18 protein-coding genes are annotated in these 24,428 nt (G+C 59.5%); 6 read left to right on the top strand and 12 right to left on the bottom strand.

What is annotated here, in order from left to right:
• Positions 1 to 19: 19 nt before the first annotated feature.
• From M5B44_RS23170 to M5B44_RS23155, 4 genes are all read left to right on the top strand, one after another.
• Positions 20 to 409, top strand: a complete 390-nt coding sequence (locus M5B44_RS23170) for a RidA family protein (RefSeq protein WP_007912330.1) — start codon at positions 20 to 22, stop codon at positions 407 to 409.
• Between the two features lie 78 nt (positions 410 to 487).
• Complete coding sequence (locus M5B44_RS23165) at positions 488 to 1,252, top strand: IclR family transcriptional regulator (RefSeq protein ID WP_248740732.1); 765 nt, start codon at positions 488 to 490, stop codon at positions 1,250 to 1,252.
• A gap of 39 nt (positions 1,253 to 1,291) precedes the next feature.
• On the top strand, positions 1,292 to 2,512 hold the full coding sequence (locus M5B44_RS23160; RefSeq protein WP_248740607.1) for an amino acid deaminase: 1,221 nt from the start codon (positions 1,292 to 1,294) through the stop codon (positions 2,510 to 2,512).
• Positions 2,512 to 3,447: a sugar kinase gene (locus M5B44_RS23155; protein ID WP_248740606.1), complete on the top strand. Its 936-nt coding sequence runs from the start codon at positions 2,512 to 2,514 to the stop codon at positions 3,445 to 3,447. The genes M5B44_RS23160 and M5B44_RS23155 overlap by 1 nt, the downstream gene beginning before the upstream one ends.
• A 48-nt stretch (positions 3,448 to 3,495) precedes the next feature.
• Here M5B44_RS23155 and M5B44_RS23150 read toward each other — a convergent pair whose 3' ends face one another.
• Together M5B44_RS23150 and M5B44_RS23145 are read right to left on the bottom strand one after the other, a co-directional pair.
• Positions 3,496 to 3,771, bottom strand: a complete 276-nt coding sequence (locus M5B44_RS23150; RefSeq protein WP_065260528.1) for a peptidylprolyl isomerase — start codon at positions 3,769 to 3,771, stop codon at positions 3,496 to 3,498.
• A gap of 50 nt (positions 3,772 to 3,821) precedes the next feature.
• Positions 3,822 to 6,359, bottom strand: coding sequence for a PAS domain-containing protein (locus tag M5B44_RS23145; RefSeq protein ID WP_248740605.1), 2,538 nt, complete (start codon positions 6,357 to 6,359; stop codon positions 3,822 to 3,824).
• Between the two features lie 127 nt (positions 6,360 to 6,486).
• Here M5B44_RS23145 and M5B44_RS23140 point away from each other — a divergent pair, with 127 nt between their 5' ends.
• Together M5B44_RS23140 and M5B44_RS23135 are read left to right on the top strand one after the other, a co-directional pair.
• Positions 6,487 to 7,593 (top strand): PilT/PilU family type 4a pilus ATPase, encoded by a 1,107-nt coding sequence (locus tag M5B44_RS23140; RefSeq protein WP_248740604.1) that lies wholly within the window; start codon positions 6,487 to 6,489, stop codon positions 7,591 to 7,593.
• A 133-nt stretch (positions 7,594 to 7,726) separates the two neighbouring features.
• Positions 7,727 to 11,512, top strand: a complete 3,786-nt coding sequence (locus tag M5B44_RS23135) for a hypothetical protein (protein ID WP_248740603.1) — start codon at positions 7,727 to 7,729, stop codon at positions 11,510 to 11,512.
• Positions 11,513 to 11,536: 24 nt separating this feature from the next.
• On the opposite strand, the gene M5B44_RS23130 is transcribed toward M5B44_RS23135, so the two are convergent.
• The 10 genes from M5B44_RS23130 to M5B44_RS23085 form a co-directional block, all read right to left on the bottom strand.
• Complete coding sequence (locus M5B44_RS23130; RefSeq protein WP_248740602.1) at positions 11,537 to 13,492, bottom strand: acetoacetate--CoA ligase; 1,956 nt, start codon at positions 13,490 to 13,492, stop codon at positions 11,537 to 11,539.
• Between the two features lie 63 nt (positions 13,493 to 13,555).
• Positions 13,556 to 14,329: a 3-hydroxybutyrate dehydrogenase gene (gene hbdH, locus M5B44_RS23125; RefSeq protein ID WP_248740601.1), complete on the bottom strand. Its 774-nt coding sequence runs from the start codon at positions 14,327 to 14,329 to the stop codon at positions 13,556 to 13,558.
• A 7-nt stretch (positions 14,330 to 14,336) separates the two neighbouring features.
• A complete protein-coding gene (locus M5B44_RS23120) occupies positions 14,337 to 15,728 on the bottom strand; it encodes a GntP family permease (RefSeq protein ID WP_248740600.1) in 1,392 nt (463 codons plus the stop codon).
• Positions 15,729 to 16,002: 274 nt separating this feature from the next.
• A complete protein-coding gene (locus M5B44_RS23115; protein WP_248740599.1) occupies positions 16,003 to 17,418 on the bottom strand; it encodes a sigma-54 interaction domain-containing protein in 1,416 nt (471 codons plus the stop codon).
• A 40-nt stretch (positions 17,419 to 17,458) separates the two neighbouring features.
• Positions 17,459 to 19,033 carry an ABC transporter ATP-binding protein gene (locus M5B44_RS23110; protein WP_248740598.1) on the bottom strand — a complete coding sequence of 525 codons (1,575 nt, stop codon included), beginning with the start codon at positions 19,031 to 19,033 and terminating at the stop codon, positions 17,459 to 17,461.
• Positions 19,034 to 19,046: 13 nt separating this feature from the next.
• On the bottom strand, positions 19,047 to 20,069 hold the full coding sequence (locus M5B44_RS23105) for an ABC transporter permease (protein ID WP_248740597.1): 1,023 nt from the start codon (positions 20,067 to 20,069) through the stop codon (positions 19,047 to 19,049).
• Complete coding sequence (locus M5B44_RS23100; RefSeq protein WP_085710058.1) at positions 20,069 to 21,130, bottom strand: microcin C ABC transporter permease YejB; 1,062 nt, start codon at positions 21,128 to 21,130, stop codon at positions 20,069 to 20,071. The genes M5B44_RS23105 and M5B44_RS23100 overlap by 1 nt, the downstream gene beginning before the upstream one ends.
• Positions 21,130 to 22,998: an extracellular solute-binding protein gene (locus M5B44_RS23095; RefSeq protein ID WP_248740596.1), complete on the bottom strand. Its 1,869-nt coding sequence runs from the start codon at positions 22,996 to 22,998 to the stop codon at positions 21,130 to 21,132. The genes M5B44_RS23100 and M5B44_RS23095 overlap by 1 nt, the downstream gene beginning before the upstream one ends.
• A 135-nt stretch (positions 22,999 to 23,133) precedes the next feature.
• The gene (locus tag M5B44_RS23090; RefSeq protein ID WP_041478733.1) at positions 23,134 to 23,415 is read right to left on the bottom strand and encodes a peptidylprolyl isomerase; all 282 of its coding nucleotides are present in this window, start codon (positions 23,413 to 23,415) and stop codon (positions 23,134 to 23,136) included.
• A gap of 97 nt (positions 23,416 to 23,512) precedes the next feature.
• Entirely contained in the window at positions 23,513 to 24,382 is an 870-nt protein-coding gene (locus M5B44_RS23085) for an esterase/lipase family protein (RefSeq protein ID WP_248740595.1), read from the bottom strand.
• Positions 24,383 to 24,428: the final 46 nt, after the last annotated feature.

The following is a 24,428-nucleotide window of genomic DNA, read 5'->3' as shown; positions in this document are numbered from 1 at the left end:
TCAATCAGGAGACACATCCATGAGCATTACGCGTTACGGCACCGGCAGCACCGCCGCTGGCGGCCAGCCACGTCCATTCGCCCGCGCGGTCGAGGCCGATGGCTGGCTGCACGTCTCCGGCCAGGTGCCGGCGGTGGATGGCGAGATCATTGTCGGTGGCATCGTCGAGCAGACGCACCAGACCATGAAGAACCTGATCGCGATTCTCGAAGAGGCCGGGTATGGCCTGGAAGACGTGGTCCGTGCCGGGGTGTGGCTGGACGATCCGCGGGATTTCAGCAGTTTCAACAAGGTCTTCGGCGAGTACTTCAAGCCCGAACACGCACCGGCCCGGGCCTGTGTGCAGGCGAGCATGATGGTCGACTGCAAGGTCGAGATCGATTGCATCGCGTACAAGAAAAAGGCCTGAGTATTGACCGCTCCCGCGCAGAGCGTGGGAGCGATCTTTCGCGATAAACTCCCGGCACTTTGAATGGGAACCACTGAAATGACCGAAGACACCATCAAGCGCCGGGCACGCGGTCTGGACCGGGCGTTCGATATCCTCGATTTCCTCAAGGAGATCGGCCAGCCACTGCGCCCGAACGACATCGCCAATGGCATCGGCAGCCCGAAATCCACGGTCTACGAACTGGTGGCGTCCTTGCTCGAACGGCGGATTCTGGAGCCGGTGGGCAAGGACGGTCACGTCTATCTCGGTCGTCAGTTGTACTTTCTCGGCCAGGCGCATCTGCGGCATTTCGACCTCAGTCGCGAGGCCGATCATGCGTTACAGGAGATCGTCAGCCAGACCCGGGAAACCGCGCAGATGTGCCTGCTCAACGGGCGCAAATACACGGTGGCGCTGATGAAGGAGGGCGAGCGGCATTTTCGCATTTCCTCTGATATCGGCGAGAACGCGCCGATCCCGTGGACCGCGTCCGGACGTTTGCTGCTGGCGCATTTGAGTGACCAGGCGATCAGCGACCTGATCGACCCTGACGACTTCATCCTGCCGGATGGCGAACGCCTGCCGATGGAAACGTTTCTCAAGGAAATCCGTCAGGCCGGCATCGATGGTTTCTTCTCGTTCGACAGTGTCGCCGACACCTTTACCCATTGCTTCGCCGCGCCGGTCAAAGACCCGAGCGGCGTGGCTATCTGCACCCTGTGTATCGTCGCCCCGCGCGCCGACGCCAAAACCAACTACAACGACTATCGCCGGGTTCTGATCGAGAGCGCCAACAGCCTTGCCCGGCGAATCAACGAATAACCGCGCCCGCCAGCGGACGCGACTGTGAGGAGTTCGACCATGACGACTGCCAACAACACTGCTGCCGTGGAAAAGGGTGATGGCGCCATTGGCGTGCAACTGGTGCGTGACATCAGCCTGCCGGCGCTGGTGCTGCACCGCGAAGCGCTGGAGCACAACATTCGCTGGATGCAAAAGTTTGTCAGCGACAGCGGCGCGGAACTCGCGCCCCACGGCAAGACCAGCATGACCCCGGCATTGTTTCGTCGTCAGCTCGACGCCGGTGCCTGGGGCATCACCCTGGCCAGTGCCACCCAGACCCGCGCCGCTTACGCCCACGGTGTGCGCCGGGTGTTGATGGCCAATCAACTGGTCGGCACGCCGAATATGGCGTTGATTGCCGATCTGTTGGCGGCCGATTCGGGTTTCGATTTCTATTGCATGGTCGATCACCCGGACAACGTCGCCGATCTGGGCGCTTACTTCGCGTCACGCGGTGTGCGACTGAACGTGATGATCGAATACGGCGTGGTCGGCGGCCGTTGCGGTTGCCGGACTGAGCAGGAAGTCATCGAACTGGCCAAGGCCATTGGCGCGCAACCTGCGCTGGCCCTGACCGGTATCGAAGGTTACGAAGGCGTGATCCATGGCGATCACGCTGTCAGCGGCATCCGTGAATTCGCCGCCTCGCTGGTGCGACTGGCGGTGCAGTTGCAGGACAGCGGTGCGTTCGCCATCGCCAAACCGATCATCACCGCGTCGGGTTCTGCCTGGTACGACCTGATTGCCGAATCGTTCGAAGCGCAGAACGCTGGCGGGCGCTTCCTCAGCGTGTTGCGCCCTGGCAGTTACGTGGCTCACGACCATGGCATCTACAAGGAAGCCCAGTGCTGCGTACTTGATCGTCGCAGCGATCTGCACGAAGGCCTGCGTCCGGCACTGGAAGTCTGGGCTCATGTGCAATCGATGCCGGAGCCGGGGTTCGCGGTGATTGCCCTGGGCAAGCGTGACGTGGCGTTCGATGCCGGGATGCCGGTGCCGTTGCTGCGTTACAAGGCCGGCGTGGTGCCAGCGGTGGGCGATGATGTCGGTGCCTGCAAGGTGACGGCGGTGATGGACCAGCACGCGTTCATGACCGTGGCGCCGGGCGTGGAATTGCGCGTCGGCGACATCATTTCCTTCGGCACTTCGCACCCATGCCTGACCTTCGACAAGTGGCGCGTGGGGTTGCTGGTGGACGAGCAGTTGTCGGTGATCGAAACCATGGAAACCTGTTTCTGATGAACACGCTCAGCCCATTGGGTCCGAACATCCCGCGTATCGCCCTGATCGGCGAATGCATGATCGAGCTTCAGCAGCGTGCCGATGGCAGCCTGCAACAGAGCTTCGGCGGCGATACGCTGAACACGGCGGTCTATCTCTCCCGCGCCATGGGTGACAAGGCGCAGGTGGACTACGTTACTGCGCTGGGCGATGACAGCTTCAGTGACGCCATGTGTCGCAGTTGGGCCGCTGAAAACATCGGCCTGGATCTGGTCCAGCGCTTGCCCGGTCGTTTGCCGGGCCTGTATTGCATCCAGACCGATGCTGCCGGGGAGCGGCGCTTTCTGTACTGGCGCAACGAGGCGGCCGTTCGCGACTGTTTCACGACCCCGGCGGCCGCGCCAATTCTGGCAGCGCTGCCGGATTACGACGTGCTGTATTTCAGTGGTATCACGCTGGCGGTGCTCGGCGTGAAGGGGCGGGAGAAACTGATCGAGACCTTGATTGAAGCCCGCCAGCGCGATGCGCGAATCGTCTTCGACAACAATTACCGGCCACGGCTGTGGGCCTCGGTAGAAGAGGCGCGAGCGGCGTATCGCAGCGTCTTGCCCCATGTCGATCTGGCGTTGCTGACGGTGGACGACGAGCAGGCGCTGTTCCATTTCGAAGACTGTGACGCTGTGTTTGAGGCGTACGCGCAGATCGGCACGCCGGAGGCAGTGCTCAAGCGCGGTGCCGAAGCCTGTCTGATCCGTTGTGACGGGGAGGCGTTCGAAGTGCCGGCACAGAAGGTCGAGAAGGTGGTGGACACCACGGCGGCGGGGGATTCGTTCAGTGCGGCGTATCTGGCAAGTCGCTTGTCGGGCGCAAGCCCTGCGCAGGCGGCGGAGGCGGGGCATCGGTTGGCGAGTCGGGTGATTCAGGTGCCTGGAGCACTGATCCCCAGGGAGTGAGTCCGATCCCCGAAGGCGCTGCAGAAGCTGCGCCTTCGGGGAACTGGATCAATCGCGGAAAAACACCTGCACCAGGTGATAGCCGAACTTGCTCTTGATCGGCCCGTGCACGGTGCGCAGCGGTTTCTTGAAGATCACCGCGTCGATGGCGCCGACCATCTGCCCCGGTCGCACTTCACCCAGATCGCCGCCGCGCTTGCCGGACGGGCAGGTCGAAAACTTCTTCGCCAGCACATCGAACGCTTCACCGTTGGCGATGCGTTGTTTGAGTTTTTCAGCCTCATCGGCAGTCTTGACCAGAATGTGGCGGGCTTGGGCTTTCATCGTGCAATACCTGTAGCGGGGTGACGGCGGGGCGCGGATTATGCCTCAAGTCACGGGTTTTGGCTGATCATCGTACGGATCTTGCCAGCCAGAAGGTCAATGGAGAACGGCTTGGCCACCATGTCCATGCCGTCTTCCAGGAAACCCTGGCGTTCGGCGGCTTTCTGCGCATAGCCGGTCATGAACAGCACTTTTAGTCCCGGGCGATGCTGACGGGCGATTTCCGCCAGTTGCCGGCCGTTCATGCCCGGCAGGCCGACATCGGTCACCAGCAGGTCGACACGCAGGTCGGATTCGAGCAAAGGCAGGGCACCTTTGGCATCCTCGGCCTCGTGGGCGCGATATCCCAACTCTGTGAGCAAGTCCATGACCAGCATGCGCACCGCCGGATCGTCTTCGACCACCACCACGGTTTCGCCGGTCGCGACGGCGGGTGTCTGCGTTGTTTCTTCCGTCACTACCGGTTCCGCCAGCAGAGAATGCAGGCGAGGCAGGTACAGGCGCACACAGGTGCCCTGGCCCGGCAGGCTGTCGAGGCTGACATGCCCGCCGGATTGCTGGGCAAAACCATAAATCATCGACAACCCGAGCCCGGTGCCCTGGCCGATCGGTTTGGTGGTGAAGAACGGATCGAAGGCTTTCGAGCGCACCGACGGCGTCATGCCGGTGCCGTTGTCGCTCACCGCCAGCATCAGGTAATCGCCGGCCTTGACCGGTTCGAGGGTGGTGATGTCGTTACCATCGAGATAAACGTTGGCCGTTTCGATCAGCAGTTCGCCGCCATCCGGCATGGCGTCGCGGGCGTTGATCACCAGGTTGAGCAGGGCGTTTTCCAATTGGCTGACATCGGTGCTGACGGGCCAGACGTTGTCGGCCAGGCGCAAGGTCAGTTCGATCGGGTCGCCTTTGGTGCGGCGGATCAGGTCCTCCAGCGAATGGATCAGTTCATTGACGTTAAGAGTCTTGCGATCCAGCGACTGGCGTCGGGAAAACGCCAGCAAGCGGTGGGTCAACGCAGCGGCGCGATTGGCTGATGACACGGCCGCATCGGTGAAGCGGCCGATCTCGTCGGCGCGACCGCTGGCGATGTAGCGCTGCATCAGGTCGAGGCTGCCGATAATTCCGGTCAGCATATTGTTGAAGTCATGGGCGATGCCGCCGGTGAGCTGACCGACCGCTTCCATTTTCTGCGCGTGGCGCAGGGCATCTTCGGCGCGTTCGCGTTCGAACATCTCGTTCTGCAAACGCTGGTTGGCCTGGGCCAGTTGCTCGGTACGCGCGCTGACGCGTTCCTCAAGGGTTTCATTGAGGTTGCGCAGGGCTTCTTCGGTCTTTTTGCGTTCGGTCTCGTCGATCACGAAGATGTAGAAACCGTTCACCGCGCCGTCCGGGCCGTGGCGTGGCAGGTAGTTCATCAGGGCATGGCGCTGGCTGCCATCGCGATGGGGGGTGTAAAGGCTGAACGAACAAGGGCGGCCAGCCAGGGCTTCAGCGATGTACGGGGCTCGCAGAAAGTAGGACTCTTCGCCGATCACTTCGCGGATCGTCCGACCGTAAAGCTCCTGCGGGGTCAGCCCGTACCAGTCCAGGTACGCGGCGTTGTTCAGGCGAAAACGCTCTTCGCGGTCAACGTAGCTGATCAGGATCGGCATCGCGTTGATGATCAGTTGCAGCTCGGTCTGGCTTTGGCGCAGGGCCTGCTCGGTGTGCTTGCGCTCGGTCAGGTCCAGCGCCGCGCCGAGAAAGCGCATCGGCCGCCCGTGATGATCCTTGTAACAACGCCCGCGAGCGAAGACCCAGCGCACGTCGCCATTGGCCTGCAACAGACGGTATTCCTCGGCGTATTCGGTGCCATGGGTGATGCAGTGCTTGATGCTGCGGGCGATCAGCGCGCGGTCTTCCGGGTGCACGCCGTGCAGGTATTCACTGATCGGCAACTGGCTGGCCAACGCCGGGTCGATCCCGTGCAACTGGGCGAAGTGCGCATCGGCGATGAAACGGTCCTGACCGATGTCCCAATCCCAGGTGCCAACCGCGTCGGTAGCCGCCAGCGCCAGTTGCAGGCGCTCCTCGGTCTGTTTTTGCGCCTTGAGGCTTTCTTCGGAACGCTGCTTGAGTTCCAGGGCGATACGTCGGCGTTCGTTGGTTTCGATAGCAGTGACCAGAATGCCGGCCACTTGCGCACTTTCGTCGCGAATCGGGCTGTAAGTCAGGTCCAGCCAGAAGTCGGATTCCTTGCCGTCCCGTTGCAGGGTGAAGCGTCGTTCGCTGTAGGTTCGCACCTGACCTTGTAGGACAGCGCTGTAAATCGGGTCGGTAAAGTCTCGAAGTTCAGGCCATATCTGGTGCGCCGGCTGTCCGAAAGCGTGCGGATGCTTGTTGCCGGCCAGTACCGCGAAGCCGTTGTTGTAGATCTGGGTAAGCTGCGGCCCCCACAACAGCAGCATCGGCATTGGCGAATGAATCACGATGTCCACCGCGGTGCGCAGGCTCTGTGGCCAGGTGCCAGCGCTGCCCAGCGGGCTGCGGCTCCAGTCGGTACGGGCGATCAGTGCCTGGGCGTCGTTGGTGTTCGGTACAGCGTTCATCACATCAGTCCTGAGCGTCGGTCGGTGAGGCGGCGTCTACTATCCTAGTGCGGTAGACGCTGTAAGGCCCGTCGCGTCACGACGCACGGTCTTGTGTTCATTGAAAGCTTCGCGGGTGTTACTGGCCATGGAAATCGACGCACTGCTCAAACAACTGGCGAGCCGTCACGGCTCGGATCTGTTCCTGTCCACGGGCGCACCGCCGAGCGCGCGGTTTGACGGGGTGCTGACGCCTCTGGGCGAACAACCGTTCAAGCCCGGTGAGGTGGCAACTGTCGCCGCGTCCCTGATGGACGCCGAACAACGCCGGGAGTTCGACCGGGACCTGGAAATGAACCTGGCAATCTCCCGCACGGGCATCGGGCGATTTCGGGTCAACATCTTCAAGCAGCGCAATGACGTGTCGATCGTGATCCGTAACGTCAAGCTCGACATCCCGCGCTTCGAAGACCTCAAGTTACCGCCCGTGCTGCTGGAAACGGTCATGCTCAAACAGGGGCTGATCCTGTTCGTCGGCGCCACCGACTCGGGTAAATCCACTTCACTGGCAGCGCTGATCGACCATCGCAATCGCCACAGCAGCGGACATATTGTCACGGTCGAAGACCCGATCGAGTATATCCATCGACATCAACGTTCGATCATCAACCAGCGTGAGGTGGGTGTCGACACCCGCAGTTTCCATGCAGCGCTGAAGAACACCTTGCGTCAGGCGCCGGATGTGGTGCTGATTGGCGAGATCCGTGATCGCGAGACCATGGAGCAGGCGTTGTCATTTGCCGAAACCGGGCATCTGGTGCTGTCGACGTTACACGCCAACAACGCCAATCAGGCGTTGGACCGGATCATCAATTTCTTTCCCGAAGAGCGCCGGCCGCAACTGTTGCATGCACTGGGAAACCATTTGAAAGCCTTTGTCTCGCAACGTCTTGTACGCACCATTGATGGACAGCGTCGAGCTGCCGTTGAGGTCATGCTAGGGACGCCAACCATCGGCGACCTTATCCGGCGAAACGAGTTGGGCGCATTGAAAGACATCATGGAAAAATCCGGCGAACTGGGTATGCAGACGTTCGATGATGGACTTTACAAGTTGGTTGTAGAAGGCGTTATCAGTGTGCAGGAAGCACTTAAACATGCGGATTCAATTAATAATTTGAAGTTGCGATTTAAACTAGAGTTTCAGCAGGGCACTACAGGGGCTGCAACAGGGGAGTGGGGATTGGTTGATTAGTGTTGGCGCTTTTTCTGGTGGTAATGATCTGAGCATGAAATGTTGATTAATAGATATCGGCTGGAAAGTTTCTTTGTTGAACGTACTATCGCTCCGGCCAAACAGGCATTGATATCTATTGAGAGAAAAAAACATGAGTTTCGATGTGCGAAAGTCCGATAAGTATGTGCCGGAAAATGATGAGAAACGGCGTGGTGCCGCAGATGCGAGGGAGCGTGAGCAAGTAATTTCCGAATTGAAGGAATGCGTGACGCAACACAGGGGTAACGAACAGATACTCGGTTGGGGCTATGAGGTAGAACTGGAGAGGAATTCTTCACTGGATGATATTTACGCGCCAGGTAGTGCGTTGTTGACGGAATTGGTGGAAAGCCTCCCGTTACAAAGTGTCATGAGCCAGCAGGCTATTAAACCCGATGCACAAATTCGTGTTAACGAATCCGGCAAGCTGGAAGTATTGAGCGATATCGGCTGGATCGATTTTGTCGAGTTGGGTTATTTCAATCATTTCCAGTCTGGCCAGGACACACTGGCGATCCTGGTGGAGATCGCCAAAGAGGCAGGCGGGTATATTTGGAAAGACAGAGTCATCCTCGTTGAACAATGGCTGACATTTCATGGCTTCGACGTGCCGAAAAGTATAGGTGAGCTTAAAAACCTAATAAGCTGTTTCGAGTTTCGATTTCCGGAAGTCGACGGGCTTGGTAATTATTGGACGCAGCTTGCAGCGGACGATGACGCATTGATTGTATTGTCCAGTGAGCAATGCGCGGCTATCAGGCAGCTCATGCTCCGGAAACTTCCAAAAAACACCAGGCTGCTGGATCATCTGTTACACGAGAGTAAATCCGGCATTGCCCTGCACGACAATGCCGCCACGCTGTTGAAAAAAGTAATCGAACACACGAACTCTCAAGAATGGGCTCGAGATTGTCTGCGGCAACTTGACTGGTTCAGTGAACCTGCCGGGCAGGAAGTGCCGGGGCAACTATTGGTGACTGCCATGTTGCTCGATATAAACCCTTTCATCGGTAAAGCGTTAAATAGAAAGGCCGTCGGATCCTTTGAGATGTATTCGCCAAGTTACCTTGGCAGACCTCTGGCAATTGTTCTGGAAGGATTGCGCGATCATATGGTCGTAAACAAATGGGTCAGTCACGATGCGGCACCGCTGGCCATCCACTTGTGTCTGGCACAGATCGCCCCTGAATTCATTGTCAGACAAGTTCCCACCTCCCTGACGTTAGGTTCGCTTGAATGGGTTACCTACTGTCGTGGCGTGGCTTTGGTCGAAGCGGTCTCCCGGGGCGCGGCCCGGATGATGACTTACGAACAGATCATGGCCTATGCAGAGCTGGAACCCGTCAGCAAGGCACTGGCTGATGTACACGCGCTGGCATTGATCGATCCGATCGTTGACTGGGCACTGATCAATGGCGTCATCACCGACGTTGAACTGCGTCAATCCGAAAACGCAACCACACAACGAGCAGTTGTTGCCTATCAAAGTTATGTGGCGAATTTCTCGCAGGTCAGCGTCGCCTTTTCCACACCAATGCCTGATCGTAAAGCTATCGCCCAGGCAGCACTGGAAAGAGCGGCGCCAGATTGTGATTTTCTGCACAAACCAGTGCTTGATCAGCGACCGGGGCTTTACTCTTCGCCCACAAAAATGTCCATGATCGATTTGCATGTGTCTGGCGACCTGAAGAAACAGGAATGGGATTTTCGTGCCGTTTTTCCCGATAGCAAGAAGCCTGATCTGTTGGGTCAGATCTCCGGAAGCGGGTGGCCGGCCTTATACGATCCAAAGGTCGAAAGTCTTTACCTTCGCTTTCCGCGATTACTGAGAATGACAGACAACGATGTCGAGTTTCATCGACAGTTACGTGGTTATTTGAGCGGGTTGAACGCAGCACTGGCCACCACGCTCAAATTGGCGATGTCGAGGTTGTCCTATTTCGATCTGCAAGAGGTACTGCGCGGTGAGCTGACGTTTTTTACCGTGCGTGATTCAGCGGTAATGACCCGAACCATCCCTTTAGGAGAGGGGCAAGCCCACAGGGCAACCTGGGAGAGTCAAGCGAATAAAGATGCGGTCACAGGGCGCTTCGGCATTGTCATGTGTGCCTCTCATGGCGGCAAACTCGACTGCTATGAGCTGTTCACCTTGCGCGGCGAAATCCATCGCAATGATCATTTGGGCAAATTCATCGTTCAAAGCGGGAAGCTCAAGGCGCCGGCACGGGTGGATTTCAGGGGGGACTTGAAAGCTGAAGAATCACCCACTCCCAAGGAACGTCTGCCAATCAACCGCAAGTGTTACATCGAGGGTGTAGCGAACGATTTTCGGGTGACCAGCAGCGAAGCGATCATTGAAAAGTTGATTGTATTGCCTGCGCCGGCCACACCTGCCACCCCGAAAAAAAGTGAATACCAGAATTTCTCTGATCCCAGGATTGAGCAAATCTCGGCGATGATCGTATCCCGTCATCCCCTGATGACATTCGAACAGTTGAAAGAAGCCGCAATCGTGCCTACGGCGCTTGAAAAGGAGCGAGCGCAAGGTAACGCCGTCGCGACCTACATCGTGGATCTCGCCGTGCCATTCAAAAAGTGCGTGGAAGACCTGAGTTCCGGAGAGTTCAATCGGCTGGTGGACGGAGTCTATGGTTGTGCCATGGATGCCATCGCATTGGTGGGGGCCGTTGCCGGTTTCGCTTTTTCGGCTGCATCGATTTCGGCGAAGGCTACCAGCATGTCCGTCAAGTTGGGATATCTCGCCAAGCTGATCATCGGCACAGGGGTTTCAATCTTCAATCCACTGGACGATCTGCCCTCCATCCTTCGCGGTAGTGGCAAGCTGGTTTACAAGGGGGGCATGCGTTTGAGTCAACAGGCGCACGAAATTATCGCGCTGGCCCAGTCTCAGATGAGGCATATCGGAGGAGCCCGGAAAACTGCAGTCTCGGCAGGCCGAGGCGCTTTAGCCGGGAAGGGGATCTGGCGACCAAAAGCAACCAGCGTAGAAACGATGACGGTGCTGGCCGCGCGTGAGGACTTTTACTGGTATGCCCTTAGCCGTAGCGGTAAACCCTGGGGGCCAAAGTTGAATCATTTCAACTTTGTCGCGCCCTTCAGAGGAGACCGTTTCCATAAAACACTACCGGTCAGTTACACCCGTGCGGTGATCCAGAAAAGTTTGCCACGTGCCAAGGCCAAGATAGAGAACGCGATCAAGGCGCTCAGCGACCATGACTTCAGCAAAGAACTTGAGTCTATCTTTAAAGCGTTTCTGGGTGGCAACCGGTCAGATGCCACTGACCGGGTGTTGAAGTACCTGAAGTTGATCCGTACCGATTTCAACGGCTTTTCCCTGAGCAACATGGCCCTTGACCCTCATAAGGACAACGGAAATATCGCTTCTTTCGATCCCGGACTCTATCGGCAATGGGTTGCGGCCAGCGCCAGTGAGAGATCGAAGTTGATGTTCATGAAAATCCACACACGTAATCTGAATGCTCATTTCATTGGCCACAACTACAATCATGACGTGGTCGCGGATGACCTGATTCACGAAATGCTTCATGGTGCGGCGCAGACGGAGGATGTCAGCTATGCCAGCGACGTGGCACAACCAGGGTCAGGCAACCAGGTATTGAATGTGACACCGCTGCTGAATCTGGCCAACGGCAAACACCCGTTGGCTGAGCGTAACTCCGAGACGCAATACCATCCGGCTGCCAAGGCCATTGAGAATGCCGATTCGCTGGCGCTGGTGGTTTCTTTGCTCGATCAGTACTACACCCACAACGCCGAACATAAGCGCAACCTCTACATTCTTGAGCAATACCTTAAGAGTGTTGGCACCGGCGCGGTCATCGAGCCGGTACTGTTGACCCTGAATCGACCTGCGTAATCTGCCTCTGGGGCGGAACAGATCTCAGTGATTCAGCTCCGGCCGATCCCGAAATTGCTTCAGCGCTTCAGGATTGGCCAATGCATCAGTGTTTTTGACTGGCTCGCCATGCACCACATTGCGCACGGCCAGCTCCACCACTTTGCCACTGATGGTGCGCGGAATGTCTGTGGCCGCGACGATTTTCGCCGGTACATGGCGCGGTGTGGTGTTGGCGCGGATCACTTGGCGGATCTGCTGTTGCAGCGCGTCATCCAGCGTTACGCCATCCTTGAGGCGCACGAACAGCACCACGCGCACGTCGTCCTGCCATTGCTGGCCGATGGCGACGCTGTCCAGCACCTCGGGGATTTTTTCCACCTGACGGTAAATTTCCGCCGTACCGATACGCACGCCACCGGGGTTGAGCACGGCGTCGGAGCGCCCGTGAATCAGCATCCCGCCATGAGGCAACTGTTCGGCATAGTCACCCTGGGCCCAGACACCGGGGAACTGGTTGAAATAGGATTTGCGCAACTTCTCGCCATCGGGATCGTTCCAGAGCCCGATGGGCATGGCGGGGAACGGCCGGGTACACACCAATTCACCTTTTTCGCCGATCACCGGTTGCCCGGCGTCGTTCCACACTTCGACCGCCATGGCCAGGCTCTTGCCCATGATTTCGCCCCGGCGTACGGCCGACATCGGGTTGCCATTGACGAAGCAGGACACGATGTCGGTGCCGCCGGACATCGAGGACAGGCAGACGTCTGGTTTGAAATCACGGTAGACGAAGTCGTAACTCTGCGGCGATAGCGCAGAACCGGTGCAGAGCAGGGTTTTCAGGTGGCTCAAGTCATGGCTTTCACGGGGCTTGATGCCGCTGCTTTCCAGGGTCGCGAGGAATTTCGGACTGGTGCCGAACACGCTGACTTGCTCGTCATCGAGCAGCTCCAGCAATCGCTGGTTGTCCGGATAAAACGGTGAGCCGTCATAAAGCACCACTGCGCTGCCGACCGCCAGCGCCGACACCAGCCAGTTCCACATCATCCATCCGCAGGTGGTGTAGTAAAACAATCGGTCGCCGGGGCCCAGATCGACATGCAAGCCGTGCTCCTTGACGTGTTGCAGCAACACGCCACCGGTGCTGTGAACGATGCATTTCGGCACGCCGGTCGTGCCGCTGGAATACAGCACGTACAGCGGATGATCGAAGGGCACCGGGACGAATTGCGGCTCATCGCCCGGCTCATAGAAGTCGTCCCACAACGTGACGTTGGCGGGTGTCCGGTAATCCGTGGCATGGGTGTGAGGGCGTGCGTACGGCACGATGATCAGCTGTTGCAAGGTCGGCAGCTGTTCGAGGATTTCGTTGATCTTGACGGTCTGGTCGATCTCTTTGCCGGCGTAGCGGTAACCGGCGCAGGTGATCAGCACTTTGGGTTCGATCTGGCCAAAACGGTCGATCACGCCGTGGGTGCCGAAGTCCGGCGAGGAACAGGACCAGATCGCTCCGAGGCTGGTGGTCGCCAGCATCGCCACCAGGGTTTGCCAGGTGTTGGGCATGCACGCGGCCACCCGGTCGCCGAGCACCACGCCGGCCGCTTGAAGGCTGGCCTGGAATCCGGCGACTTGCCGGGCCAGTTCGGCCCAGGTCAACAATTCACGCTGACCGTTTTCCGCGATAGCGATCACAGCGACGGCATCGTCCCGTCGACTCAACAGGTGTTCGGCGAAGTTCAACGTAGCGCCGGGAAACCATTCGGCACCGGGCATCTTCAGGCCTTCGCGCAGAACCGCGTCGGGCTGGGTGTGAAAACTGATACCGAAGAAATCCACGATCGCCTGCCAGAAGGCCTCACGATGGTCGATGGACCATTGGTGCAGGGCAGGGTAGTCATCGAGGTGCACAGGGTGACGCTGAATGATGAAGCGCCGAAAGCCGTCCATGCGGGACCGGGCAATGCGTTTGGCATCGGGCTGCCAGAGGATGTCGGACATGGTTTGCCTCTTATTGTTTGTCAGAAAGCTCCCACGACAGCGCGGGAGCGATCAGTTGCTAGCTTACTGCGCGAGCCACCCGCCATCGATATTCCACGCGGCACCGCGCACCTGGCTGCCGGCCTCGCCGCACAGGAACAACACCAGTTCACCGAGGTGTGCGGGTGTGACGAACTCCAGCGACGGCTGTTTCTCGGCCAGCAGATCGTGCTGCGCCTGCTGCGGGTCGACACCCTTGGCCGCGCGGTCGTCGATCTGCTTCTGCACCAGCGGCGTCAGCACCCAGCCCGGGCAAATAGCGTTGCAAGTAACGTTGCTGGCGGCGGTTTCCAGACCGACCACTTTGGTCAGGCCGATCACGCCATGCTTGGCCGCGACATAAGCGGCCTTGCCGGTGGATCCGACCAGGCCGTGCACCGAGGCGATGTTGACGATCCGGCCCCAGCCTTTGGCGCGCATACCCGGCAGGCTCAGGCGAGTGCTGTGAAACACCGACGACAGGTTGATGGCGATGATCGAATCCCAGCGCTCCACCGGAAACTCTTCAACCGACGCGACATGCTGGATACCGGCGTTATTGATCAGAATGTCCACGCCGCCGAATTCGCGCTCGGCGTAGGCGATCATGTCGGCGATCTGCTCGGGGCTGCTGACGTCCGCCGGGTGATGGCCGACCTTGCCGCCGAACTGCTCGACTTCGGCGATCACCTTCGAAGCATCGCCAAAACCGTTGAGGATCAGGTTGGCGCCGGCCTTGGCCAGCGTGAGCGCAATGCCCAGCCCGATGCCGCTGGTGGAGCCGGTGACCAGTGCGGTCTTGCCAGTAAGAGTCGTCATGAATACCTCACACAATGCCAGTGGCGTAGAAAGTGCCGATTACCACGAAAACCGCCAGGGTCTTGATCAGCGTAATACAGAAAATGTCCTTGTAGGCCTCACGGTGGGTCAGGCCGGTGACGGCGAGCAAGGTGATCACTGCGCCGTTATGCGGCAGGGTGTCCATGCCGCCGCTGGCCATCGCGGCCACCCGGTGCAGCACTTCCAGTGGAATGTTGGCAGCGTGGGCGGCGCTGATGAATTGTTCGGACATTGCCGCCAGCGCGATGCTCATACCACCTGAGGCGGAGCCGGTGATACCGGCCAGCAGGGTCACGGTGATCGCTTCGTTGACCAGCGGATTGGGAATGCTCTTGAGCCAGTCGGCCAGCACCAGAAAGCCCGGCAACGAGGCGATGACCGCGCCGAAACCGTATTCCGACGCGGTGTTCATCGCCGCCAGCAGTGCGCCGCTGACCGCGCTTTTGCTGCCCTCGGCGAGCTTGCTTTTGATCGCTTTAAAACCGAATGCCAGCACCATCAGGATGCCCACCAGCAAAGCCGCTTGCACCGCCCAGATTGCCGTGAGTTTGGCGATTTCAGTGGTAACCGGTGCGGCCATGCCCGGCAGCGCGAGGCTGTGAGTCTTACCGTACCACTGCGGAATCCACTGGGTGAACAGCAGGTTCATGATGCCCACCGCCAGCAACGGCGACAGGGCAATCCATGGGTTGGGCAGCTTCAGATCCTCGGCGGTTTCCGGTTCGTTGCGCAGTTCGGTGCCGTAGCCTTCACCGGCGCGTTGAGCCTTGTTGCGCTGGCGCTGCAGGAACAGCATGCCGGCGCAGAACACGAAAATCGTGCCGATCAGGCCCAACCAGGGTGCTGCCCACGCGGTGGTGTTGAAGAAGGTGCTGGGGATGATGTTCTGGATCTGTGGCGTGCCGGGAAGGGCGTCCATAGTGAACGAGAACGCGCCGAGGGCAATGGTCGCCGGGATCAGGCGCTTGGGGATGTTGCTCTGGCGGAACATTTCCGCTGCGAACGGATAGACCGCAAACACCACCACGAACAGTGAAACACCGCCGTAGGTCAGCAGGGCGCAGACCAGCACGATCACCAGCATTGCCTGACGGGTGCCGAGCAAGCGAATCGCTGCCGCGACAATCGAGCGCGAGAAACCCGACAGCTCGATCAGCTTGCCGAACACGGCGCCGAGCAGGAACACGGGAAAGTAGAGTTTGATGAAACCGACCATCTTCTCCATGAACACCCCGGTGAAGGCAGGGGCGACGGCGGACGGATCGGTGAGCAGGACGGCGCCGAGGGCGGCGATCGGGGCAAAAAGGATAACGCTGTAGCCACGGTAGGCCGCGAGCATCAGCAGCGCGAGGGCTGCCAAGGCGATGATCACACTCATGGTGTGCTCCTTCGATTGTTATTTTTGTGGGTGGAACGGGTGCAGGAAGGGCTTTAGCGAGAACTGTGCCAGTTGGTTATGTTGTTGAAATATAAGGAGATAATGTTGAGTTAAGGACTGGGCGGAAGAAATTTGTCTCGTTTTGGAGAATTTGCGTGGTGGGACGGGCGCCTTCGCGGGCAAGTCCGCTCCCACAGTTGAACGCTTTCCCCTGTGGGAGCGGGCTTGCCCGCGAAGCTTTTGATGTAGTCCAGATCTAGAGAGTCGTGTCTCTTTATTGAGACTCTGCAATTCCCAGCGCAATCATCTTCTTGTACAAGGTCGAACGCCCAAGTCCCAATCGTTCAGCTGCTTCGATGACTCTGCCCCCGCATTGCGCGAGGGTCGATTCAATCAACTGCCGGTCAAAACGCTCCCGCGCCTGACTGAATGTCTCGTGGGTTACAGGCTCTGACAGGGGCGTCAGTGCGCGCTCAACCGGTGTAAACGTACCGATTGCAGAACGAATGTCGTTCGCCGTCAGCATCAAGTCATCACTGAGCAGCGCCGCTCGTTCCAGCACGTTGCGCAACTCGCGGATGTTCCCCGGCCAGGCATGCTGACCCAGCAGATCCAGTGCTTCGCGATTGAGTTCATGCTGACTGCGCAACTCTTCAAGAATCGCTTCACTGAGCGCCGGCAGGTCGTCCAGCCGTTCCCGTAGCGGCGGCACCTGAATCGGTAGCACATTGAGGCGGTAGTACAAATCCGCGCGGAACTCACCACGCTTGATCGCTGCTTCCAGATCCGTCGATGTCGCGGCAATCACACGCACATCACTCTGGATCACGTCGTTGGAGCCTACAGGTTCGAATTCCTTTTCCTGCAATACCCGCAGCAATTTGCTTTGCAATGGCAACGGCATGTCGCCGATCTCATCGAGAAACAGTGTCCCGCCCTGAGCGATCTGCAACTTGCCGGTACGGCCCTTGCGATCAGCGCCGGTAAAGGCGCCGGGTGCGGTGCCGAAAAACTCGGCTTCGAGCAACGCTTCGGGAATCGCCGCGCTGTTGATGCTGACAAACGCCTTGTGCGCCCGAGGCGAAGCACCGTGAATGGCTTGCGCCAGCAACTCCTTGCCGCTGCCGGTTTCGCCCAGCAGCAGAACCGGCGACTCGGCGCTGGCACTCCGGCGGGCACGGCGCTTGACCTCCAGGCTGGCGGCGCTGGTGCCGATGAAGTGGGCAAAGTTGTATTTGGTCTGCCGGGCGCGCAGCAGCGAACGGGTCGAGGCCAGTTCTTCCTGCATGCTCAGGTAGCGCTTGAGCATCGGCGACAGCGTGCGCAATTCGTCGAACAGGGCGAAGCCGATGGCGCCGATTACCGATCCGGCATCGTCATGGATCGGCAGGCGCATCACTACCAGCGGTTCCTTCGGCGTGTCCTGCATGTCTAGCAGAATCGGTCGCCCGGTGCGCACCACTTCACGCAGCAGACTGCCCGGAATCACGCTTTCGCAGGGCTTGCCGATGGCCCCGGCCGCAGAGTCGAGCCCGAAGCGCCGTGCATAGCGCTCGTTCATCCAGACGATGTTCGCATCGCGGTCGACAATCACCGTGCCTTCACTGGATTGCTCGATGATCTCGAACAACGAACGGATCGCAAGGGTGCGTACCCGTTGGTAATCCTTGAGGCTTTCGGTGGTGTTCATGGCGGCGTCCATTGGCGGAAGTCAGGTGGCGCGATTATGCCTATCCCGGATGCGCCGCTGCCAACAGCTCTTTGGTATAGGGGTGCTGCGGCGAGTCGAACACGTCGTGACTGGCGCCGCGTTCGACCACTTTGCCGTCCTTGATCACGATCATGTCGTGGGCCAGTGCCCGCACCACCGCCAGGTCGTGGCTGATGAACAGATACGTCAGCCCGTGTTTTTCCTGAAGCTGGCGGAGCAGGGCGACCACCTGTTTCTGCACGGTACGATCCAGTGCCGACGTCGGCTCGTCGAGCAGGATCAGCGCCGGTTTGAGCACCAGCGCCCGGGCAATGGCGATGCGTTGGCGTTGGCCGCCGGAAAATTCGTGGGGGTAGCGATGACGGCTTTCGGGGTCGAGGCCGACTTCCTTGAGCACGCGGATCACCTGGTCGTCGCACTCGTCGGCGGTGGATTGGCAATGCACCTCCAATCCTTCACTGATGATTTGCGCCACCGACATGCGCGGGCTGAGGCTGCCAAATGGGTCTTGAAACACCACTTGCATCTGCCGGCGCCACGGTCGCAGCTGTTTCTGGTTGAGACCGTCGAGGGACACGCCCTGAAAGCGAATGCTTCCTTCGGAGTCGAGCAGACGCAGGATCGCCTGACCCAGCGTTGACTTGCCCGAACCGGACTCGCCGACGATACCCAGGGTCTTGCCGCGCTGGATGTTCAGGCTGATGCCGTCAACGGCGCGCAGGTATTGCTTGCGCTGGAACAACCCGCCACCGACTGCGAAATCGACCCGCAAATCCTCGACTTCCAGCACGTTCTCCCGCTCGTCGCGGGGAAGTGCTTCACCCTCAGGCTCTGCATTAAGCAACACGCAGCTATACGGGTGTTTCGGCTCGGTGAACAAGGTCTCGCATGGTGCCTGCTCGACGATTTCCCCGGCTTTCATCACGCACACCCGTTGGGCGATGCTGCGCACCAGATTCAGGTCATGGCTGATCAGCAGCAGCGACATGCCGAGGCGTTGTTGCAGGGATTTGAGCAGCACCAGGATCTTGCGCTGCACGGTGACGTCGAGGGCCGTGGTCGGCTCGTCGGCGATCAGCAGTTCCGGTTCGCAGGCCAGGGCCATGGCGATCATCACCCGCTGCCGCTGGCCGCCGGACAATTGGTGAGGGTAAGCCTTGAGCCGTTCTTTCGGCTTCTGGATGCCCACCAGTTCAAGCAGTTCGAGAATGCGTTTCTGCGCTTCTTTACCACCCATGCCCCGATGCAGGAGCAGGGTCTCGCCGATCTGCTTTTCAATGGTGTGCAGCGGATTGAGCGAGGTCATCGGCTCCTGGAAGATCATGGCGATGCGGTTGCCCCGCAGGTCGCGCAAGGTCTTGGGATCGGCACCGACCAGCTCCTGGCCGCGATAGCGAATGCTGCCGGTGGTCCGGGCTTCGCTGTCCGGGAGCAGTTGCAGGATCGAGTGGGCCGTCACCGATTTGCCCGAGCCCGATTCGCCCACCAGCGCCAGGCACTCGCCAGGGCGGATGTCCAGGCACAGATTGCGCACCACGGTCTGGTCATGAAAGGCGACGCTGAGGTCACGGATTTCGATCAGGTTGTCAGTCATTTCAAGGATCCGTTCATGAGCGCGGGTCGAAGGCATCGCGCAACGCTTCGCCGATGAATACCAACAGGGACAGAATCAGCGCGAGGGTGAAAAACGCCGTCAATCCCAGCCACGGTGCTTGCAGGTTCTGTTTGCCTTGGCCGATCAACTCGCCCAGGGAAGCGCTGCCCGCAGGCATGCCGAAACCCAGGAAGTCCAGCGCGGTCAGGGTGGAAATCGCCCCGGTCAGAATGAACGGCAGGTAGCTCAACGTGGCATTCATCGCATTGGGCAGGATGTGCCGGAAGATCACCTTGCGGTCGGTCAGGCCCAGCGCCCGCGCAGCCTTGACGTATTCGAGGTTGCGCCCGCGCAGGAACTCTGCCCGCACCACATCCACCAGCGCCAGCCATGAAAACAGCGCCATGATCCCCAGCAGCCACCAGAAGTTCGGCTCGACAAACCCCGAAAGAATGATCAGCAGGTACAGCACCGGCAGTCCCGACCAGACTTCCAGCAGACGCTGACCCATCAAGTCGATCCAGCCACCGTAATAGCCTTGCAGGGCGCCGGCAGCGATGCCGATCAGGGCGCTGACGAAGGTCAGCATCAGGGCGAACAGGATCGATACCCGCGCACCGAAGATCACCCGGGCCAGTACGTCCCGCGCCTGATCGTCGGTGCCCAGCCAGTTGACCGAAGTCGGTGGACTTGGCGCCGGTTTGTTGAGGTCGTAATTCGGTGTGTCGTCACTGAACGGGATCGGTGGAAACAGCAGCCAGCCACCGTCCTTGCGGATCAGCTTCTGCACATAGTCGCTGCGGTAATCGGCCTGGAACGGCAACTGACCGCCAAACTCCTGTTCGGTATGGCGCTTGAATACCGGGAAGTACCACTGGCCCTGATAACTGACGACCAGCGGTTTGTCATTGGCGATCAGCTCGCCACCGAGGCTGATCACGAACAGGCCGATGAACAGCCACAACGACCACCAGCCCCGACGGTTTTTCTTGAAACGTTCGAAACGGCGACGGCCCAGAGGCGAGAGCTTGAACATCAGGCGTTCCTCGCGGCGAAGTCGATGCGCGGATCGACCAGCGTGTAGCACAGGTCGCCGATCAGTTTTATCAGGAGGCCGAACAGGGTGAAGATGAACAGCGACCCGAACACCACCGGGTAGTCCCGGGAGACGGCCGCTTCGTAGCTCATGCGCCCGAGACCGTCGAGGGAGAAGATCACCTCGATCAGCAGCGAGCCGGCGAAGAACACGCTGATGAAAGCCTGGGGAATGCCCGACACCACCAGCAACATCGCGTTGCGAAACACATGGCCATACAGCACCCGGCGTTCGCTCAGGCCTTTGGCGCGAGCGGTGACCACGTACTGACGGGTGATTTCATTGAGGAACGAGTTCTTGGTGAGGATGGTCAGGGTCGCAAAGCCACCGATCACCAATGCAGTGACCGGCAGAACAAGGTGCCAGAAATAGTCGGCAATCTTGCCCAGTGTCGAAAGGGATTCGAAGTTGTCCGAGACCAGCCCGCGCACCGGGAACCAGTTCAGTGACGTGCCGCCGGCGAACACCACGATCAGAAACATCGCGAACAGGAACGCCGGCATCGCGTAACCGATGATGATCGCCGTGCTGCTCCAGATATCGAAATGACTGCCGTGGTGCACGGCTTTGCGGATGCCCAGCGGGATCGACACCAGATAGGTGATCAACGTGGCCCAGAGCCCGAGGGAAATGGTCACCGGCATCTTTTGCAGGATCAGGTCGGTGACTGTGGCGCCGCGGAAGAAGCTCTTGCCGAAATCCAGCTGCGCATAGTTCTTGAGCATCAGCCACAGGCGTTCATGGGCCGGTTTGTCGAAACCGTACTGTTTTTCGATGTCCTTGATCAGTTGCGGGTCGAGACCTCGGCTGGCGCGGGAGGTGCTGCTCATGGTCTCGCTCGCGCCGCCACCGACACTGGCGCCGCCAATCCCTTGCAGATGGGCGATGGCCTGTTCCACCGGACCACCCGGCGCGGCCTGGATGATCACGAAGTTGACCAGCAGAATGATCACCAGCGTCGGGATGATCAGCAGCAGGCGCCGCAGTATGTAAGCCCACATCAGTGCGGCCCTCCGGGTCTGCCACGGCTGATTTTCTCGGCCGTCATCTGCTGGTTGGTCAGCGGTGTGCTGCTGATTTCCCACCAGCTTTCGATCGCTTCGTCATTGCTCGCCTGCACGGTGGGAATGCCGAAGCGGTTCCACCACACGGTCGAGGTGCCCGGCGGGTAATAGTTGGGAATCCAGTAGTAGTTCCATTGCAGCACCCGGTCCAGCGCGTGGGCGTAGTGCAGCATGTCGGCCTGGGTCGAGGCGCGGATCAGGCCGTTGATCAAGGTGTCGACCGCCGGGTTCTTCAGGACCATATAGTTGTTGGCGCCCGGATCGTTGGCCGACGCGGACCCGAAGTAGTTGAGCAGTTCCCCACCCGGCGAGGTGGTGACCGGGTAGCCCGTGACAATCATGTCGTAGTCGCGGCTCATCAGTCGGTTGACGTATTGCGAAGAGTCGATGCGACGAATGTCGAGGTTGATGCCGATCTGTTTCAAGGTGCGTTTATAGGGCAGCAGCAGACGGTCCATGCCGTTCTGGCTGACCAGGAAGGTGAAGCTCAGCGTTTCGCCCTGTGCGTTGACCAGTTGGTCGCCGTCGGGTTTCCAGCCGGCCTGTTCCAGCAGTTCGAGCGCCTGAAGCTGCTTGTCGCGGATCAGCCCGCTGCCATCGGTTTTCGGCGCCTCGAAGACCTGGGTAAATACCTCGTCGGGAATCTGCCCGCGCAACGGTTCAAGGATCTTCAGTTCGGCAGCGTCCGGCAGTTCCCGGGCGGCGAGGGCGCTGTTGGAAAAGTAACTCTGCTGGCGGATGTACATGTTGCGCATCATCTGCCGGTTGCTCCATTCGAAATCCCAGAGCATGGCCAGGGCCTGGCGCACGCGGCGGTCCTGAAACATCGGTTTTTGCAGGTTGAACACGAAGCCTTGCGCCGATTGCGGCGCCTCGGTTGCCAGGTGAGCCTTCTGCAGGCGTCCGTCGCTCAGGGCCGGGCTGTCGTAGCCGATCGAGTAGCCGGTAGCGGAAAATTCGCGGTTGTAGTCATAGGCGCCGCCGCGCAATACCTGACGGGCGACATCGGTGTCGCCGAAGTACTCGATGCTGAAGTGGTCGAAGTTGTAGAGCCCGCGGCTGACGGGCAAGTCCTTGCCCCACCAGTCGGGATTGCGCTCGAAGGTGATACTGCGTCCGGAATCGACCTTGCCGACCCGGTACGGGCCGCTGCCCAGCGGAGGTTCATAGCCGCCACCGCCAGCGAAATCCCGGGTCTTCCACCAATGCTCGGGAAACACCGGCAGGGTCGCGATGTCCAGTGGCAGGGTGCGGTTTTCATTACTTTTGAAGTCGAAGCGCACGGTCAGCGGCGCTTCCACCTCAACGCCTTTGACGTCGGCGAACTGAGTGCGATAGCGCAGGCTGCCCTGGGTCATCAGCAGGTCGTAGGTGTAGCGCACGTCTTCGGCGGTGATCGGTTTGCCGTCGGCGAAGCGAGCCTTGGGGTTGATGAAGAAACGCAGGGACAGACCATCCTCGGAGCGCTCCATCTTCTGTGCCACCAGCCCGTAGACGGTGTAAGGCTCGTCCATCGAGCGCTGGGCCAGCGGGGAGTACAGCAGGCCGTCGATCTGGGTGACGCCGATGCCCTTGTCGATGTAAGGCAGGACATGGTCGAAGTGACCGATCTCGATCGCCGAACGACGCATCGTTCCGCCCTTGGGCGCTTGCGGATTGGTGTAGTCGAAGTGACTGAAACTGGCCGGGTACTTCGCTGGTTCGCCGTAAACGGTCAATGCATGTTGCGGTGCAGCGCTCACACCGGCGGCGCCCATCAACAGAGCCACGGCAGTGAACATCAAAGAGGAGAAAGCCAGTCGCATTGTCAGCCTTAAAGCCGGGTGATCGATAAGCGCAATTTGTACGCGACCCCGGCGCTGTTCGCCAGCCGCGTGGTGTAACCAAAACACAACGGCCCGCCATCTGGCGGGCCGTTACACAGCGGATCGGACGAAGGATCAGTCCTGGCGGCTGGTGACTTCCAGCAGGTGATAACCGAACTGAGTCTTGACCGGGCCTTGTACGACGTTGATCGGTGCGCTGAAAACCACGGTATCGAATTCCTTGACCATCTGGCCCGGGCCGAACGAGCCCAGGTCGCCGCCCTGACGGCTGGACGGGCAGGTGGAGTTGGCTTTGGCGACTTCAGCGAAATCGGCGCCGGCTTCGATCTGGGCCTTGAGTTCGTTGCACTTGTCTTCGCTGGAAACCAGGATGTGGCGGGCGGTGGCTTTAGCCATGGGGAAAATCTCCAATCAAATCAGTAAAGGGTGGAGCCTACCGGATTCAGTGGCCGATTTCTCGGCAAAGTTCCGTTCGGTTGTCTGATGCAGGCACTCAGAGGTCGGCGGCCTGCAAGCGCAAGGCGTGCTCGACGTACAACCGGGTCGAATCGACCGCTCCGGCGTGCGTGCCAGCGGTTCGGCCGAGGCTGCGCAGATGATCAATTGGATAGTCGGAACGGATCACGGTGCCCAGATGAGAGCTGTAGCGCCCGACGAAACCATCGTTTTGCAAGGGTTCGGTCATGAAGTATTGCGACAGGGCCCGGCAGAGGTCTTGCACCGGGTCGGGTTGTTGCAGGTTCATTGACGGCACGACACCACTCCAGGAGTAGTAGCGCACATCATTGACCTGGTCGGCGCCTTGCCCGCCCCAGCTCTGGGGCAGGCCTTGCGGGTACTTGTCATTGAAGTCGCCGACGCCTTCGGTCGTCAGGGCGTTCAATGCGGCCAATGCATGTTGCGGCAGCGCTGTGGTCCCGCTGAGCAGGCACAGAAAGTCGGAAAACAGTGTGGCCACGTTCTGCGCCACGATTTCCGGCAACTTTCCGGGGATCAGTGCCTTGCGCAGGAAGTCCGCCAGTTCCGACCCGTGATTCGGCCCGCTGACCGATGTCACGGATGCAACCTTGTGTGGGGCAAGCGCTGCTGCATAGCGAGCCGCCAGTGCGCCCTGGCTATGGCCGATCAGGTTGACTTTGACCGCACCTGTGCCCTTGAGCACGGAGTCGATCTGGCAAAGCAGCTGACTGCCGCGTACTTCATTGTCGTGAATGGCTGACAAGTGAGGTACGAAAACTTGCGCGCCAATGGCCTTCAACGCCTGCCGGACGTCGTGGAACAGCTCAAATGGGCCGATACGCTCGAATCCGAACAAACCGTGCACCAAGAGGATGGGGTAAAGGGTGGTGGTGTCTTGTTGCATTTTTCATCCTTGATCGCAGAAGTTCATCGATAGTTGCCGGGTGCCA

The organism is Pseudomonas sp. MWU12-2029 (assembly GCF_023242425.1).
Classification (GTDB): Bacteria; Pseudomonadota; Gammaproteobacteria; order Pseudomonadales; family Pseudomonadaceae; genus Aquipseudomonas; species Aquipseudomonas kribbensis.
This window is presented reverse-complemented; position numbering and strand designations above follow the sequence as displayed.